Raw genomic sequence first — 16,444 nt, 5'->3', positions numbered from 1 at the left:
CATTAACGTCGTTTTTCATACATTCATGTCTGTAAGAGGAAGGTCACAGGGCCATCATTGACCAAGTGCACCTGCATATCCGCGCCAAAACGCCCCGACGCCACCTTGCCATGCAATTGTTGCGCTTGTAACAACAAGTGCTCAAAAAGCGCCGCTCCCAGGGCCGGAGGAGCCGCTGTGGAGAAGCTGGGCCGTAGCCCGCTTTTGGTATCCGCCGCCAGGGTGAACTGCGACACCAGCAGCAAACCGCCGCCGATGTCCTTGAGGGACAGGTTCATCTTGCCCTCCTCGTCACTGAACACCCGATAGTTAAGCAGCTTGTGCAGCAGTTTGTCGGCGCTTTCGGGCGTATCTGAAGGCTCGACGGCCACCAGCACCAGCAAACCCTGGTCAATCGAGCCTATCACCTCCCCTGCGACCTCAACCCGGGCGCCACGCACCCGCTGCAACAAGCCCTTCATGCTTCTTCAGGCGGCAGGTCGAGCAGGCGCCGGGCCATTTCGCCGGTCGCACGCACCAGTGCGTCGGTGATGCCCGGCTCGGACGCCGCGTGCCCTGCTTCGCGAATCACCTGCAACTCGCTGTTGGGCCAGGCCTGATGCAGCTCCCAAGCGTTATCCAGCGTGCAGATCATATCGTAGCGGCCATGGATGATGACGCCAGGCAGATGGGCGATCTTGTGCATATCGCGAATCAGCTGGTTGGGTTCCAGGAAGGAGTTGTTGGTGAAGTAATGGCATTCGATACGTGCGATGGACAAGGCGCGCTGCGGCTCGGAAAACCGTTCCACATGCTGCGGGCTCGGGCACAGGCCCAACATACGGCCTTCCCAGCCCGACCAGGCTTTGGCCGCATGCATCTGGGCGATCTGGTCGTTGCCGGTCAGGCGCTTGTGGTAAGCGGCAATCATATCGTGGCGCTCTTCCACCGGGATGGGTGCCACATAGTCCTGCCAGTAGTCCGGGAACAGGCGGCTCGCGCCCTCCTGGTAGAACCAGCGAATATCCTGCGGGCGGGCGAGGAAGATGCCGCGCACGATCAGGCCATGCACGCGCTCGGGGTGGGTTTGCGCGTAGGCCAGGGCCAGGGTCGAACCCCAGGAACCGCCGAACAGCACCCATTTGTCGATGCCCAGGTGCTCGCGGATGCGCTCAAGGTCGGCGACCAGATCCCAGGTGGTGTTGTTCTCGAGACTGGCCCTTGGCGTAGAGCGGCCGCAGCCACGCTGGTCGAAGGTGACAATATGGTAGAGGTTCGGGTCGAAATAGCAGCGGCTCTGGGCGTCGCAACCGGAGCCGGGGCCTCCATGGATGAACACGACAGGCAAGCCTTCGGGGGAGCCACTTTCATCGACGTACAGGGTGTGGGTGTCATCGACAGCCAGATCGTGCCGGGCGTAGGGTTTGATCTGCGGGTACCAAGTCTGCATTGCGTGCTCCGTAGGGTGTCGGGTTCATCCCTGGGGGGACGTCTATTATTTTGCCGTCTGGCATCATAAACCCGAATTGTGCAATGAGCATGTCCTTGAGCACTTAGACCTGTGTCAGCAGTTCGCGCCTCAGGTAACCAAGCAGATAGTCATACAGCCGATACACCTCCGGCACCTGGCCGCGTGCCCGCAAACAACCGTGGGCCAGCCCTTTGCCGGGATGGCGGTGTGTCAGTTGATAAAAGTGTTGCTGAACCCCCGTTGTCGCAGGCAAGCCAGCTCCCACATTTCGAGCGCATTCTCATGATAGAGCGCGGTCAAGCGGGCTTGCTCGCGAAAGCTATTGCAGCAGCACCAACAATTACCGGTAGTGCTTCTGCCCCCAAGCCAACAGCCCTTCCAGCAACTGCCTCAACACCACCTGCGTCGGCTCGGCCAAATCATGGCGATAACGGAACGGCTCGAACTCCTCCATATAGGTGCTCTGGCACAACTCCAGCTGCACCGCATGAATATCCTGCGCCGGGTTGCCGTAGTGACGGGTGATATGGCCGCCCTTGAAGCGCCCGTTCAGCACATGGGTATATTGCGGATGCTGAGCGCAGATGGCTTCCAGCTGGCTGGCCAGCTGCGGGTCGCACGCAGCGCCGTTGAAGGTACCCAAATTGAAGTCCGGCAATTTGCCGTCAAACAGGTGCGGGATCACCGAGCGGATCGAGTGCGCGTCGAACAGCAGCGCGTAGCCGAACTCGGCCTTGAGGCGTGCCAGTTCTTCCTGCAGTTGACGGTGGTACGGACCCCAGATTTTTTGCAGGTAACTGGCCCGCTCCTCCTCGGAGGGCGTTTGCCCTTCACGGAACAACGGCACGCCATCGAACAGCGTCTCTGGGTACAGGCCGGTAGTAGCACCGGCATACAGCGGCGCGTTGTCGGAGGGCCGGTTGAGGTCGATGACAAACCGCGAGTACTCCGCCGCCAGGGTGCTGGCGCCCAGCTCTTCGGCAAAGTCATACAACAGCGGAATATGCCAATCGGTATCCGGCAGGCTTTGCGCCTCGGTTATCAACCCGGCCTCCACCGCAGGGGTGAGCCGCAGGCCGGCGTGGGGCATGCTGATCAGCAGCGGCACGCGGCCTTGTTTGAATGTCAGAACCTTATCCACAACTGCATCCTCTCAAACAGTGACGTCGACGCCGTGGCGCACGACGCGTTTATCCAGTTCGCCACCCAGCCAGTAGGCCAGGTCGGCGGGGCGATCGATCTGCCAGGCGACAAAATCCGCGACCTTGCCCACTTCCAGGGAACCATGGGTATCGCCCAGGCCCAACGCGGTGGCCGCGTGTTGCGTGGCGCCGGCCAGGGCTTCTTCCGGGGTCATGCGGAACAGGGTGCAGGCCATGTTCAGCATCAGCCGCACCGACAGCGCCGGTGAAGTGCCGGGGTTGAGGTCGCTGGCGATGGCGATCTTCACGCCGTGTTTGCGCAGGGCATCCATGGGCGGCAACTGGGTTTCACGCAGGAAGTAGAACGCGCCCGGCAATAGCACGGCGACGGTACCGGCCGCAGCCATGGCGATGGCGTCTTCTTCAGTCATGAATTCCAGGTGGTCGGCCGACAACGCGTGGTAGCGCGCCGCCAGGCTTGAGCCATGCAACGACGAGAGTTGCTCGGCGTGCAGCTTCACCGGCAAGCCAAGTTGCTGGGCGACCTTGAATACCCGCTCAACCTGCTCGGGGGAAAATGCCAGGTATTCACAGAAGGCATCGACCGCATCCACCAACCCCTCAGCGGCCAGGGCCGGCAGCATCTGGCTGCAGATGTGCTCGATGTAATCGTCGGCGCGGTCCTTGTACTCCGGCGGTAACGCGTGGGCGGCCAGGCAGGTGGCGCGCACGCTGACCGGCAGCGCTTCACCCAGGCGCCGGACCACGCGCAACATCTTGCGTTCGTTGGCCAGGTCCAGGCCGTAGCCGGACTTGATTTCCACCGTGGTCACGCCGTCACGCAGCAAACTGCGCAGGCGCTTTTCAGCGCACAAGAACAGCTCATCTTCGCTCGCCGCACGGGTTGCGCGCACAGTGCTGGCAATGCCGCCGCCCTTGGCCGCGATCTCGGCGTAGCTGACACCTTCGAGGCGCTGCTCGAATTCGCCGCTGCGATTGCCACCGAACACCGTATGGGTGTGGCAATCGATCAGCCCGGGAGTGACCCACGCGCCTTGCAGGTCATGCACCTGAGCGTAATCCGCGGTTGGCGCCTGGCTGCGGGGGCCGACCCACTCGATGAGCGAGCCGGCAGTCACCATGGCGGCATCCTCGATGATCGAGTATTTGCCGTTGGCCATGGTTGCGACGTGGCAGTGTTGCCAAAGCGTTTTCATCAACGCCTCCCTAAGTTATCGATGAGACAAAACCGGGTCGTAATCGACCTTGGCCGTTTGCCCGGCGGCAGGCTTGACCCACAGCCAGTAGGCGATGATCAGCAGCACGATCCACACGGCGCCTACCATCAACGCCGCCTGGGTATCCGGGAAGTAACCGAGTACACCAAACACAAACAGCATGAACACAATGGCCGCCGCCGGCGCATAAGGCCAGAACGGTACCGGGAATTTCAGTTCGGCGATCTGCGCCTTGGTCATCGAGCGGCGCATGGCGACCTGGGTAAACAGGATCATCAGCCATACCCACACGGTGGCGAAGGTGGCAATCGAGGCGATCAGCAGGAACACGTTTTCCGGGATCAGGTAGTTGAGTACCACACCGCCGAGCAAGGCGGCGCCCATGACCACCACGGTCATCCATGGCACGCCTTGTTTGGACAATTGCGCGAAGCCCTTGGGCGCCTGCCCTTGTTGAGCCAGGCCGTACATCATGCGCCCGGCGCCGAAAATGTCGCTGTTGATCGCCGACACCGCCGCCGAGATCACCACGATGTTGAGGATGGTCGCCGCCGAGCCAATCCCCAGGTTGCTGAAGATCTGCACGAACGGGCTGCCCTGGCTGCCGATCTGCGGCCACGGGTAGATGGCCATCAACACGAACAGGGTGAGCACGTAGAACAGCAGGATACGCAGCGGCACAGCGTTGATCGCCTTGGGGATCACCCGCTGTGGGTCCTTGGCTTCACCGGCGGTGATGCCGATGATTTCGATGCCACCAAAGGCAAACATCACCACCGCAAACGAGGCGATCAGCCCACCGATGCCGTTGGGCATGAAGCCGCCGTGGGCCCACAGATTGCTCAAGCCACTGGCCTGGGTTTCGCCTGCCGAGTGAATACCAAACAGCATGATGCCAAAACCGCCGAGGATCATCGCCACAATGGCACCGACCTTGAGCAACGACAGCCAGAACTCCATCTCGCCAAAGACTTTGACGTTGCACAGGTTCAGGCCGCCGATCAGGAATACGATGCCCAGCACCCAGACCCAACGGGCCACTTCGGGAAACCAGAAGCCCATGTAGATGCCGAACGCGGTGACGTCGGCGAGGCAGACGATGATCATTTCAAAGGCGTAGGTCCAGCCGAGGATAAACCCGGCCATGGGCCCCAGGTAGGTGCTGGCGTAGTGGCCGAAGGAGCCAGACACCGGGTTGTGCACGGCCATCTCACCGAGGGCGCGCATCACCATGAATACAGCAGCGCCGCCGATCAGGTAGGCCAGCAGCACGGCAGGACCGGCCATTTGGATGGCGGAGGCAGAGCCATAGAACAGCCCGGTGCCGATCGCGGAACCGAGGGCCATGAAGCGAATATGTCGGGCGTTGAGCCCGCGTTTCAAACCTTTTTCTGGCTGGTGCATTTCTCGTCCCTAATTATTCTTATGAGGAGAAGATCGTTCCCACGCTCGGCGTGGGAACTCCGACCTGGACGCTCCGCGTCCGCTTTTAGAGCGGTGACGCAGAGCGTCACAGGATGCATTCCCACGCGGAGCGTGGGAATGATCAGGCACAGACCGAGTCCCGGTCAGAGGCTTGGCAGCAACTTGGCCGGCACCAGCTCATTCAGGCAGCGGCTGGCGAGCAGTTCGCTGGCGGCGTTGATGTCCGGGGCGAAGAAGCGGTCCTTGTCATAGAACGCCACCTTGTCGCGCAGGATGCCACGGGCTTTTTCCAGCTTGGGCGAGGTCTTCAGGCCGTCGCGCAGGTCCAGGCCCTGGCACGCCGCGAGCCATTCCACCGCGAGGATGCCCCGGGTGTTCTCGGCCATTTCCCACAAACGCTTGCCCGCAGCCGGGGCCATGGACACGTGGTCTTCCTGGTTGGCCGAAGTCGGCAAGCTGTCGACGCTATGGGGATGGGCCAGCGCCTTGTTCTCGCTGGCGAGCGCGGCGGCGGTCACCTGGGCGATCATGAAGCCGGAGTTCACCCCGCCATTGCCCACCAGAAACGGCGGCAGTTGCGACATGTGCTTGTCCATCATCAACGAGATCCGGCGCTCGCTCAGGGAGCCGATTTCGGCAATGGCCAGCGCCATGTTATCGGCGGCCATGGCTACGGGTTCGGCGTGGAAGTTGCCACCGGAAATCACATCGCCTTCGGCGGCAAAGACCAACGGGTTATCCGACACTGCGTTGGCTTCTACCACCAGCACCTCGGCGGCCTGGCGCAATTGAGTCAGGCACGCGCCCATGACCTGTGGCTGGCAACGCAGGGAATACGGGTCTTGAACCTTGTCGCAGTTCTGGTGCGATTGGGACACCTGGCTGCTCTCACCGAGCAGGTCACGATAGGCCGCTGCCGAGTCGATCTGGCCACGCTGGCCACGCGCCGCATGAATACGCGCATCGAACGGCGAACGCGAACCCAGTACCGCTTCCACAGTGAGGCCGCCGCAAGCGAGGGCAGCGGCGAACAGGTCTTCGCCTTCGAACAGGCCACGCAGGGCATAGGCCGTGGACACCTGGGTGCCGTTGAGCAGCGCCAGGCCTTCTTTGGCGGCCAGGGTCAGCGGCGTGAGGCCGGCGATTTTCAGTGCCTCGGTGGCTTCCAGCCATTCGCCCTTGTAACGCGCCTTGCCTTCGCCAAGCAGTACCAGGGACATGTGCGCCAGCGGCGCCAGGTCACCGGAAGCACCCACTGACCCCTTGAGCGGAATGTGCGGGTACACCTCGGCGTTGATCAGCGCGATCAGCGCGTCGATCACCTGGCGACGAATCCCGGAGAAGCCACGGCTCAGGCTGTTGACCTTGAGCACCATGACCAGTCGCACCAGTGCATCGCTGATCGGCTCACCGACGCCGGCGGCGTGGGACAGCACCAGGGAACGCTGGAGGTTTTCCAGGTCTTCGCTGGCGATGCGGGTCGATGCCAACAGGCCAAAACCGGTGTTGATGCCGTAGGCGGTGCGGTTCTCGGCGAGAATCTGCTCCACGCAGGCAACGCTGGCTTCGATCTGGGCCGAGGCGCTGTCATCCAGGCTGAGGGTTACTGGCTGCTGGTAGATGGCACGCAGTTGGGCGAGGCTCAGTTGGCCTGGAATCAGGTTTAGCGCAGTCACATTCATACTCCTTGTGAATTGTTCTTAGGTGTTCAGTGCAAATTCGGTAAAGCAGTGTCTTTAAGCAATTGGGCAGCGGCGGCAATATCCGGCGCCAGCCAGCGGTCCTGTTCATACGCTGGGACCACTTCGCGCAGCAAACGCCAGGCGCGGTCGGTACCGGCGCCGAAGCGCTGGTCCTTGAGAAACTCGAAAGCCTGGGCCGCCAGCAGGTACTCGATGGCAAGAATCTGGGTGACGTTGGCCAGCACCTGGTGCAGCTTGAGCGCGGCGTTGGTGCCCATGCTCAAGTGGTCTTCCTGCAGGCCCGAGGTGACGAAGTTGTCGAGCACGGCCGGTTGCGCCAACTGGCGGTTTTGCCCGCACAAGGACGCGGCGACGTACTGCACAATCATCATCCCGGAGTTGACCCCCGGGTTGCTCACCAAGAAGGCTGGCAGGCCGCTGACATGCGGGTTAACCAGGCGGTCCAGGCGACGCTCGGCCACCGAACCGATCTCGGCCATGGCGATGGCGAGCATGTCGGCCGCCATCGCGACGGACTGCCCGTGAGGGTTGGCCTGCGACACCACGCGGTAATTATCCGGCGTGCCCAGCACCAGCGGGTTGTCGGTGGCGCTGTTGAGTTCGGTCTCGATCTGGCGCGTGGCGTGTTCCACCTGGTCGCGGGCCGCGCCGTGAATCTGCGGGATCGAGCGAATACTCAAGGCGTCCTGGGTGCGAATACCCTTGCTGCTGGCAATCACCTCACTGCCATCGAGCAGGGCACGCAGGTTGATACCCACTTGCTGCATGCCAGGATGCGGTTTGAGAGCAATGATTTCTTCGTCAAAGGCGTCGATCTGGCCGCGCTGGGCTTCGAAGCTCATGGCACCGATCACGTCGGCCCACTGCAGCAAGTGATGCGCGTCGGCCAGGGCCAGGCAGCTCAGGCCGGTCATGCACGGCGTGCCGTTGACCAGGCACAGGCCGTCCTTGGCGCCGAGCACCACCGGCTGCAAGCCTTCAGCCTGCAACGCGTGTTGCGCCGTGACGATCTGGCCGCGATAACTCACATTACCAACGCCCAGCAGGGCCACGCCGATATGGGCCATGTGGGTCAGATACCCCACCGAGCCTTGGGACGGTACTTGCGGGGTGATGCCGTGGTTGAGCAGCGCCAGCAGCGCGTGCACCACCTGCGGATGCAGGCCGGATTTGCCGTGGCTGTAGTTGATGATCGCCGCGCAGATGATCGCACGGGTTTGCTCATCGCTGAGCACCGGGCCGACGCCGCAGGCGTGGCTCAACAGCGTATTGCGCGACAGTTGGCTCAGTTGCTCGGTCTTGAGCGAGACGTTGCACAACGCGCCCAGGCCGGTGTTGACACCATAGGCACGCTCGCCGCTGGCGACGATGCGCTGCACGATGGCCTGGGCATTGTCGATACGCGCCCAGGCGTGGCCCGACAGTTCGAGCATGGCGCCGTGGCGGGCGACGGCGGTGACGTCCTGCCAGCGCATGGGGGTGTCGGCGATGATGATTTTGGTTGCCTGGGACATCTTCATACCTTCTTCAATTCTTAGGCAGCATTGATCGTTCCCACGCTCTGCGTGGGTACGCCGCCTGGGACGCTCTGCGTCCCCCCAAGTGACGCGGAGCGTCACGAAATGCGTTCCCACGCGGAGCGTGAGAACGTTCAAGCCCGGATCAGACCACCGCTGCCCGCCGCTGAACAAAGCGGTCCACATACTCATCCGCCGGCGAGTGCAGAATCTCTCGCGGGGTGCCGACCTGAATCAGCTTGCCGTCCTTGAGGATCGCAATGCGGTTGCCGATGCGCACGGCCTCGTCGAGGTCGTGGGTGATGAACACGATGGTCTTGTGCAGGGTCTTTTGCAGCTCGAGCAACTGATCCTGCATCTCGGCGCGGATCAACGGGTCGAGGGCGCTGAAGGCTTCGTCCATCAGGATGATGTCGGTGTCGGCCGCCAAGGCGCGGGCCAGGCCCACGCGCTGGCGCATGCCACCGGACAGCTGGTGGGGGTATTTGTTTTCGTAGCCTTTGAGGCCCACGGTTTCGATCCAGTGCAACGCACGTTCGGCGCAGACTTGCTTGGTTTCGCCACGCACTTTCAGGCCGTAGGCAACGTTGTCGAGCACGCTCTTGTGCGGCAGCAGGCCGAAGCTCTGGAACACCATGCTGATCTTGTGCCGACGGAATTGGCGCAGGGCTTCCATGTCCAGTTGCAGGATGTCTTCGCCATCCACCAGGATCGCGCCGCTGGTGGGGTCGATCAGGCGGTTGAAGTGGCGCACCAGGGTGGATTTGCCCGAACCCGACAAGCCCATGATCACAAAGATCTCACCGGTGCCGATGCTCAGGGACAGGTCATTCACACCGACCACGCAACCGGTCTCGGCCAGTACCTGGTCTTTGGTCTTGCCCTGGCCGACCATGGCCAGCGCATCCTGGGCGCGTGCGCCGAAAATCTTGAAGACGTTTTTGACTTCGATTTTGCTGACAGTCGTCATTTGCTCGCCTCATGCCGTGGGCGGCCATAAGCCTGGGTAATGCGGTCGATGACCACTGCAAGAATCACGATCGCCAGCCCGGCTTCAAGGCCACGGCCAACGTTGAGGGTCTGGATGCCGACGAGCACGTCTTCACCCAAGCCACGGGCACCGATCATCGAGGCGATCACCACCATCGACAGCGCCATCATGGTGGTCTGGTTGATCCCGGCCATGATGCTTGGCAGCGCCAGCGGCAATTGCACGCCGAACAGTTGCTGCCAGCGGTTGGCGCCGAAGGCGTTGATGGCTTCCATGACCTCGCCATCGACCTGGCGAATACCCAGGTCTGTCAGGCGAATCAGCGGCGGCGCGGCGTAGATCACCGTAGCGAAAATCGCCGGGACCTTGCCCAGGCCGAACAGCATCAGCACCGGGATCAGGTACACGAAGCTGGGCATGGTTTGCATGATGTCCAGCAGCGGCATCAGCACCGAACGCAGGCGATTACTGCGCGCCGACAAGATACCCAGGGGGATGCCGATCAACACCGAAATCACCGTGGCCACCATCATCAATGCCAGGGTTTGCATCAGCTTGTCCCACAGGCCAACGGCGCCCACCAGGAACAGCAAACCGACGATCACCGCCGTGGTCACCACCTTGCGTGTGGCGTGCCAGGCGATGCCCCCGACGATGGCCAACATCAGCCACCAGGGCGCTGCGCGCAGCAGGCCTTCCAGGTTGACGATGGCCCACAGCAGCGTATCGGAGATGTGCCGGAACACATCGCCGTAGTTGGTGACCAGTGCGTCCACCCAACCGTTGACCCAGTCGGCGATGGAAAAGGTAAAGCTCTCAGGAAACATATCGTGCTCTCGATCCAGTGGGTTGTGGCCAGCCGCCCGGCCACCCTTGAGGGTAGCCGTGCACACTTGACCTACAAGGCCGCGTCGATTTTCTTGGCTGCGTCTTCGCTCACCCAGGCGTGCCAGACTTCAGGATGTTCCTTGAGGAATATTTTCGCCAGTTTCGGCGACTCGATCCGCTCCTTGGCCATGCGGCCCAGGTTCTGGTTCAGCAGGTCGATGGGCAGGTTGACCTTTTCCAGCACGGCCACCAGCTCCGGGGCTTGTTCGTGGAAAGTCTTGGAGAGGCCGACCTTGATGCTCACGGTTTTGTCCACGCCGGGCTTCTCTTCCAACTTGACCAGGTCGACCTGGCCCATCAGCGGTGTGGGTGACCAGTAGTAGAACAGGATCGGCTCGCCGCGCTTGTAGCTCGACAGCACCGCCGCATCCAGCGCCGGGCCGGTGCCCGGGCGGAAGTTGGTGTAGGTGCTTTCCAGGCCGTAGCTCTTGAGCATTTCGCTGTTGTCCAGCTCGCAGGTCCAGCCGGCCGGGCAGTTGTAGAAGCGGCCTTTGGACGGCTCTTCCTGGTCCTTGAACACCGAGGCGTATTTGGCCAGGTCGGCGATGCTTTTCAGGTCCGGGGCCTTGGGTTCGAGCTTGCGCTTGGCGTCACCTTCGATCACATAGCGCGGCACGTACCAGCCTTCGACCGCGCCCACCACCGGGGCACCGACGCCAACGACTTTGCCGGCCTTCTCGGCTTTGTTCCAGACCTCGCTGCGGCCTACCCACTCCTCGGCGAACACTTGGATATCGTTGCTGCCCAGGGCGTTTTCCATGGTGATGGAATTGCCCGGCAAGCTGTCGGTTTTGCAGTCGTAGCCTTTTTCGAGCACGGTTTGCAGGATGTCGGTGAGCAACATGCCGCTTTCCCAATTCAGGCCGGCGAATTTCACCGGTTTACCCGACTCGCACCAACCGGCCGCCTGGGCGCCGGCACTTGCCAGCACGCCGGCCGCGAACAAAGTAGCCAGCAAGGTCTTATTCATAGTCATTGTTGTGACGCTCCCAATCTTGAAATGGATTACGGCAGTCAGTAGGCGTCCTGCCCTGTCCACGTCCCATCAGGCTTGTGCAGCCAGCTCGTTTGTTATGGGTGAAGCGCCCTGCTCTTTTGGCAGGATCAGGTGATCGGGTACCGTGCCGTGCCATTTTTTCGCACACACGTAATACAGGGCCGCCGGCAGTACCAGGCCGATGATCCAGGAGATATCCACATCACCCAGCGCGGCCACCAGGGGGCCGGTGTAGAACTTGGTGGAGATGAACGGCAACTGCACCAGTACGCCGAACACATAGACGCTGATGCCCAGCAGGTTCCAGCGGCCGTAGCGACCGTTCGGATCGGCCAGCGCCGGCACGTCATAACGCTCGCGGGTGATGCAGTAGTAATCCACCAGGTTGATCGCGCTCCAAGGCGTAAAGAACGCCAACAGGAACAGGATGAACGACTTGAATGCACCGAGGAACGAATGCTGGCCGAGCAACGCGATCAGCGTGGCCGTGCCGACGATCATCAACACGAATACCAGACGCTGCAGACGCGTGACCTCCAGACGCCCACGAAAGCCGCTGATGATAGTGGCGATGCACATGAAGCTGCCGTAGGAATTGAGCGTCGAGATGGTGACCTTGCCGAACGCGATGCTGAAATACAGCAACGCAGCGGTGGCCCCCGTGCCGCTCAAGCCAACGATGTACGCCACCTCGTGACCGGCAAACTGCCCGTTGGACATGGCCGCGGCAAACACGCCGAGGACCATCGCCACTTGGGCCCCGATGACCGAACCTGCGCCAGCAGCGAGAAAGGTTCTAACCGATGAGGTGTGGCTCGGCAGGTAACGCGAGTAATCCGCCACGTAAGGGCCGAACGCAATCTGCCAAGAGGCCGCCAGCGACACGGCCAGCAGGAAACTGCTCCAGCTGAAGTGGCGGATCTGCAGGAGCGCGCCAACGTCGGTCTGGCTCATCAGGCGGCTGAACAGGTACACAAAGGCAACCACGCCAATCAGGCTGGCAACCCGGCCGATGAAGTGGATCACCCGGTAACCCAGCACCGTGACCAGCACGATGACACTGGCGAAGATCAAAATGCCGACGCTGTCGCTGACCCCGAACAACTGGCCCAGCGCCTGGCCCGACAGCACGGTACCGGTGGCGGTGAAACCCAGGTACATCAAGCACACCAGCACAATCGGAATGGCCGCCCCATACACGCCGAACTGCACCCGGCTGGAGATCATCTGCGGCAGGCCAAGCTTGGGCCCTTGCGCCGCATGCAGCGCCATGACGCCACCGCCGATCAGTTGACCGATGAGCAAGCCGATCAACGACCAGAACACATCACCGCCCAGCACCACGGCCAACGCCCCGGTGACAATCGCAGTGATCTGCAGGTTGGCACCCATCCACAGGGTGAATTGACTGAATAGACGACCATGTCTTTCCGCTTCCGGGATGTAGTCGATCGAACGTTTCTCGATCAACGGGGTGGTGTCGTTTGCAGCCATGTTGTTCAACCTCTGATGGATTGTTTTGTATGCATCTTGCTCTTCTGTGGGAGCTGGCTTGCTGTGGCGAGGGAGCTTGCTCCCGTTCGACAGCGAAGCTGGAGCCGGCTTTTTGGGGCTGCTTCGCACCCCAGCGCAAGCAAGCTTGCTCGCCACACAAGCCCACCCCACATTGAGTTACTTGATCATCGGCAGGTTCAGGCCTTGTTCCTTGGCGCAGTCGACAGCGATCTGGTAACCCGCATCCGCATGACGCATCACCCCGGTCGCCGGGTCGTTGTGCAGCACGCGGGCAATCCGCTCGGCCGCTTCGTCAGTACCGTCGCAGACAATCACCATCCCCGAGTGCTGGGAGAAGCCCATGCCCACGCCGCCACCGTGGTGCAGCGAGACCCAGGTGGCGCCGCTCGCGGTGTTGAGCAAAGCGTTGAGCAGTGGCCAGTCGGACACAGCGTCGGAGCCGTCCTGCATGGCTTCGGTTTCGCGGTTCGGGCTGGCGACCGAGCCGGAGTCCAGGTGATCACGGCCGATCACGACCGGCGCGGACAGCTCGCCGCTGCGCACCATTTCGTTGAACGCCAGGCCCAACTTGGCACGCTGGCCCAGGCCGACCCAGCAGATACGTGCCGGCAGGCCCTGGAAGCTGATGCGCTCGCGGGCCATGTCCAGCCAGTTGTGCAGGTGGGCATCGTCCGGGATCAGTTCTTTGACTTTGGCGTCGGTCTTGTAGATGTCTTGCGGGTCGCCGGACAGCGCCGCCCAACGGAACGGGCCGATGCCACGGCAGAACAGTGGGCGGATGTAAGCCGGTACGAAACCTGGGAAGTCGAACGCGTTTTCCACGCCTTCTTCCTGGGCCATCTGGCGGATGTTGTTGCCGTAGTCGAAGGTCGGGATGCCTTGCTTCTGGAATTCGAGCATGGCTTTGACGTGGACGGCCATCGACTGCTTGGCGGCCTTGATCACGGCGGCCGGCTCGGTCTTGGCGCGAGCGCGGTATTCGTCCCAGGTCCAGCCGGCCGGCAGGTAGCCGTTGAGTGGGTCGTGGGCGCTGGTCTGGTCGGTGACCATGTCCGGGCGCACGCCGCGCTTGACCAGTTCCGGCAGGATCTCTGCGGCGTTGCCCAGCAGGGCGATGGAGATGGCCTTGCCTTCCTTGGTGTACTTGGCGATACGCGCCAGGGCGTCGTCGAGGTCGGTGGCCTGCTCGTCGACGTAGCGGCTGCTCAGGCGGAAGTCGATGCTGACTTGCTGGCACTCGATGTTCAGCGAGCAGGCGCCGGCCAGGGTCGCGGCCAGTGGCTGCGCGCCGCCCATGCCGCCGAGGCCGGCGGTGAGCACCCAGCGACCGGTCAGGTCGCTGTTGTAATGCTGGCGGCCGGCTTCCACGAAGGTTTCGTAGGTGCCTTGAACGATGCCCTGGCTGCCGATGTAGATCCAGCTGCCGGCGGTCATCTGGCCGTACATGGCCAGGCCCTTGGCATCCAGTTCGTTGAAATGCTCCCAACTGGCCCAGTGCGGTACCAGGTTGGAGTTGGCAATCAACACGCGCGGGGCGTTGCTGTGGGTCTTGAACACGCCGACCGGCTTACCGGATTGCACCAGCAGGGTTTCGTCGTCGTTCAGATTGGTGAGGCTCTCGACGATCTGGTCGTAGCACTCCCAGTTGCGCGCCGCACGGCCGATACCGCCGTACACCACCAGTTCTTTGGGGTTCTCGGCCACTTGTGGGTCGAGGTTGTTCATCAGCATGCGCAGCGGCGCTTCGGTCAGCCAGCTTTTGGCGGTGAGCTTGTTACCGCGGGCGGCGCGGATTTCGACGTCACGGTATTTTGTAGGCTTGGTCACAGCTAGGACTCCTCGGCGATCGATGCGCGAACATGGATGGTGCGAAGTCTTACGCACACATCTTTACTTGTATGTACAAGCATATGCAATCGAGCGGCCAACTTTAGCCAGGAGTGGTTGGGATTTTTTTCACGGGGCGTGCGAGCCTTGTAAATCAAGGCTTCAAAGCTTGATGAAATTTCTTACGGAGGTTTGTTGCAGCGCGGGGAATTTGTCACGGCAGCGAAGCTTTGCGTCACGCTGGGGCATTCGGTAACAAATTGGTGCGCGGAGTGGAAACAGATTTTGTGAACAATGCAAAAACAAAGGTGGGAGCTGGCTTGCCTGCGATAGCGGTGTGTCAGTCAGCGCATCAGCTACTGATATACCGCTATCGCAGGCAAGCCAGCTCCCACAGTTTTTAATCGCGTGCGGTCAGTTCGACTACGCAGCTGCGGCCGCTGACCGAGATATCCAGCAGGCCCGTATTACCGTCCACTTGCAGGCAATCATGGTGGCCGAGCTTCTCGCCCAGCACCTTCACTTCATCCGCCACGCTGAACACCAACAGCGTCTGCGCCGTGCTGAAAAACCGCTGCACGCCATCCACCCACTGCAAGCGTGCGTGGTAACGCTGTGGCGAGTAGATCAGATTGAAATCGCGAATCGGCCCGGTGATCAAACGGCATGACACCTGGCTTTCGCCCTTGAACGCGAACGGCTGCAACGGTAACAACCCGCGCTGCTCCTCACCGTCTACGGTCAGCACCATGCCGGCGCCTTTGATCACCGTAATCACGCGCTGGTAACCGGCGAAGGTGGAGAACCCACCCGACTCGGCGATATCGGCAATCGACAAACGCCAGCCAAATCCATCCAGGCCGGTGCCGGCGTCGCGACTGACTTCTTCGGTACTGCCGCCGCCGTTCTTCCACGGCATGCGTACGTAGTCGGCGGCGCGCCAGACGTTGATCTCACTCATTTACTGAAGCGTCCTTCGAGGCTGTGACGGGAACCGGGGTGGATCAACCGCGCCGCAGTCACCGGCTGGCGACCCGACCAGGTGCGTCGGCGAATCAACAGGCACGGCTCGCTCGGCTCGATCTGCAACAACTTGCACTCGGCGGCATCGGCGAGAATCGCCTCAACCACATGCTCACCCTCAGTCAACGGAGCGACCTGGTTCAAATAGGCATACGGGGTTTGCTGGGTGAAGTCCTGCTGCAGGTATTCCGGCGCGACCAGAGCGTTGACGAAACGGTCTTCGATTTGCACAGGAATGTCGTTCTCGTAATGCACGATCAACGAGTGGAACACCCGCCCGCCTTCGCGCATTTCCAAGGCGACGGCGCGCTCGGAACCAGCAGCTTCTTCGCCCAGGGTGATGACCTGGCAAGTGTGCCGATGCCCGCGGGAGGCGATTTCATCGGCGATGTTGTGCACTTCAAACAGGGCCGACTGGCTTTTCGGCTCGGCAACAAACGTACCCACACCCTGCATACGCACCAACAAGCCTTCGGCGGTCAGCTCGCGCAGGGCACGGTTGATGGTCATGCGGCTGAAGCCCAACTCGCTGACCAGCTCGCTTTCCGACGGCACGCGGTAATGGGGCGGCCAGTTGCCGTTGAGGATCTGCTGGCTGATCATCTGTTTGACGCGGGCATACAAGGGCGCCGGACTTTCGTCCATGTGGGCAGCCAGCGAAGAGTTGGCGGGCGGAGTCGGCACAGGGAATCCTTGCAGGGGAAAAAGATGCATAGATTGCCGGAGTT

General features: G+C 61.8%; 14 protein-coding genes and 1 pseudogene. All 15 read right to left on the bottom strand.

The genetic code is table 11. The features are described from left to right. Nucleotides 1–23: 23 nt before the first annotated feature. Nucleotides 24–461 carry a D-aminoacyl-tRNA deacylase gene (dtd, locus tag BT204_RS04660; protein ID WP_034125553.1) on the bottom strand — a complete coding sequence of 146 codons (438 nt, stop codon included), beginning with the start codon at nucleotides 459–461 and terminating at the stop codon, nucleotides 24–26. Beyond that, complete coding sequence (gene pip, locus BT204_RS04655) at nucleotides 458–1,429, bottom strand: prolyl aminopeptidase (protein WP_034125552.1); 972 nt, start codon at nucleotides 1,427–1,429, stop codon at nucleotides 458–460. The genes dtd and pip overlap by 4 nt, the downstream gene beginning before the upstream one ends. Nucleotides 1,430–1,532: 103 nt before the next feature. Beyond that, nucleotides 1,533–1,649: pseudogene (locus tag BT204_RS28060) on the bottom strand (alpha/beta hydrolase); the annotation flags it as partial. 141 nt (nucleotides 1,650–1,790) lie between these two features. Then, nucleotides 1,791–2,591 (bottom strand): N-formylglutamate deformylase, encoded by an 801-nt coding sequence (gene hutG / locus BT204_RS04650; RefSeq protein ID WP_072445801.1) that lies wholly within the window; start codon nucleotides 2,589–2,591, stop codon nucleotides 1,791–1,793. A gap of 12 nt (nucleotides 2,592–2,603) precedes the next feature. Continuing rightward, nucleotides 2,604–3,809 carry an imidazolonepropionase gene (gene hutI / locus BT204_RS04645; RefSeq protein WP_072445800.1) on the bottom strand — a complete coding sequence of 402 codons (1,206 nt, stop codon included), beginning with the start codon at nucleotides 3,807–3,809 and terminating at the stop codon, nucleotides 2,604–2,606. Between the two features lie 15 nt (nucleotides 3,810–3,824). Further along, nucleotides 3,825–5,234, bottom strand: a complete 1,410-nt coding sequence (locus BT204_RS04640; protein WP_034125549.1) for an amino acid permease — start codon at nucleotides 5,232–5,234, stop codon at nucleotides 3,825–3,827. 164 nt (nucleotides 5,235–5,398) lie between these two features. Next, nucleotides 5,399–6,937, bottom strand: coding sequence for a histidine ammonia-lyase (gene hutH, locus BT204_RS04635; protein ID WP_089042090.1), 1,539 nt, complete (start codon nucleotides 6,935–6,937; stop codon nucleotides 5,399–5,401). 26 nt (nucleotides 6,938–6,963) lie between these two features. After that, nucleotides 6,964–8,472, bottom strand: a complete 1,509-nt coding sequence (gene hutH / locus BT204_RS04630) for a histidine ammonia-lyase (protein WP_072445979.1) — start codon at nucleotides 8,470–8,472, stop codon at nucleotides 6,964–6,966. A 148-nt stretch (nucleotides 8,473–8,620) separates the two neighbouring features. Then, a complete protein-coding gene (locus BT204_RS04625; RefSeq protein ID WP_003187840.1) occupies nucleotides 8,621–9,445 on the bottom strand; it encodes a quaternary amine ABC transporter ATP-binding protein in 825 nt (274 codons plus the stop codon). Continuing rightward, nucleotides 9,442–10,293 (bottom strand): ABC transporter permease, encoded by an 852-nt coding sequence (locus BT204_RS04620; RefSeq protein WP_003187838.1) that lies wholly within the window; start codon nucleotides 10,291–10,293, stop codon nucleotides 9,442–9,444. Before BT204_RS04620 ends, BT204_RS04625 begins: the two co-directional genes overlap by 4 nt. 71 nt (nucleotides 10,294–10,364) lie before the next feature. After that, nucleotides 10,365–11,330: an ABC transporter substrate-binding protein gene (locus BT204_RS04615; RefSeq protein WP_034125548.1), complete on the bottom strand. Its 966-nt coding sequence runs from the start codon at nucleotides 11,328–11,330 to the stop codon at nucleotides 10,365–10,367. A gap of 69 nt (nucleotides 11,331–11,399) precedes the next feature. Continuing rightward, a complete protein-coding gene (locus BT204_RS04610) occupies nucleotides 11,400–12,845 on the bottom strand; it encodes a purine-cytosine permease family protein (RefSeq protein WP_072445799.1) in 1,446 nt (481 codons plus the stop codon). A 177-nt stretch (nucleotides 12,846–13,022) separates the two neighbouring features. Next, on the bottom strand, nucleotides 13,023–14,693 hold the full coding sequence (gene hutU, locus BT204_RS04605) for a urocanate hydratase (RefSeq protein WP_054897538.1): 1,671 nt from the start codon (nucleotides 14,691–14,693) through the stop codon (nucleotides 13,023–13,025). A gap of 400 nt (nucleotides 14,694–15,093) precedes the next feature. Next, nucleotides 15,094–15,654, bottom strand: a complete 561-nt coding sequence (locus BT204_RS04600) for a HutD/Ves family protein (RefSeq protein WP_072445798.1) — start codon at nucleotides 15,652–15,654, stop codon at nucleotides 15,094–15,096. After that, nucleotides 15,651–16,430 carry a histidine utilization repressor gene (gene hutC, locus BT204_RS04595; RefSeq protein WP_169918764.1) on the bottom strand — a complete coding sequence of 260 codons (780 nt, stop codon included), beginning with the start codon at nucleotides 16,428–16,430 and terminating at the stop codon, nucleotides 15,651–15,653. The genes BT204_RS04600 and hutC overlap by 4 nt, the downstream gene beginning before the upstream one ends. Nucleotides 16,431–16,444: the final 14 nt, after the last annotated feature.

The sequence above is a fragment of the Pseudomonas sp. NFPP02 genome (genome assembly GCF_900119355.1).
Taxonomy (GTDB): Bacteria; Pseudomonadota; Gammaproteobacteria; order Pseudomonadales; family Pseudomonadaceae; genus Aquipseudomonas; species Aquipseudomonas paracarnis.
This window is presented reverse-complemented; position numbering and strand designations above follow the sequence as displayed.

Excerpts from the sequence above, each read along its gene's own strand:
- BT204_RS04610 (WP_072445799.1), bottom strand. The coding sequence starts at position 12,845 with ATGGCTGCAAACGACACCACCCCGTTGATCGAGAAACGTTCGATCGAC.
- hutC (WP_169918764.1), bottom strand. The coding sequence starts at position 16,430 with ATGCATCTTTTTCCCCTGCAAGGATTCCCTGTGCCGACTCCGCCCGCC.
- BT204_RS04600 (WP_072445798.1), bottom strand. The coding sequence starts at position 15,654 with ATGAGTGAGATCAACGTCTGGCGCGCCGCCGACTACGTACGCATGCCG.
- BT204_RS04615 (WP_034125548.1), bottom strand. The coding sequence starts at position 11,330 with ATGACTATGAATAAGACCTTGCTGGCTACTTTGTTCGCGGCCGGCGTG.
- BT204_RS04625 (WP_003187840.1), bottom strand. The coding sequence starts at position 9,445 with ATGACGACTGTCAGCAAAATCGAAGTCAAAAACGTCTTCAAGATTTTC.
- dtd (WP_034125553.1), bottom strand. The coding sequence starts at position 461 with ATGAAGGGCTTGTTGCAGCGGGTGCGTGGCGCCCGGGTTGAGGTCGCA.
- hutI (WP_072445800.1), bottom strand. The coding sequence starts at position 3,809 with ATGAAAACGCTTTGGCAACACTGCCACGTCGCAACCATGGCCAACGGC.
- BT204_RS04620 (WP_003187838.1), bottom strand. The coding sequence starts at position 10,293 with ATGTTTCCTGAGAGCTTTACCTTTTCCATCGCCGACTGGGTCAACGGT.
- hutH (WP_089042090.1), bottom strand. The coding sequence starts at position 6,937 with ATGAATGTGACTGCGCTAAACCTGATTCCAGGCCAACTGAGCCTCGCC.
- BT204_RS04640 (WP_034125549.1), bottom strand. The coding sequence starts at position 5,234 with ATGCACCAGCCAGAAAAAGGTTTGAAACGCGGGCTCAACGCCCGACAT.
- hutH (WP_072445979.1), bottom strand. The coding sequence starts at position 8,472 with ATGTCCCAGGCAACCAAAATCATCATCGCCGACACCCCCATGCGCTGG.
- pip (WP_034125552.1), bottom strand. The coding sequence starts at position 1,429 with ATGCAGACTTGGTACCCGCAGATCAAACCCTACGCCCGGCACGATCTG.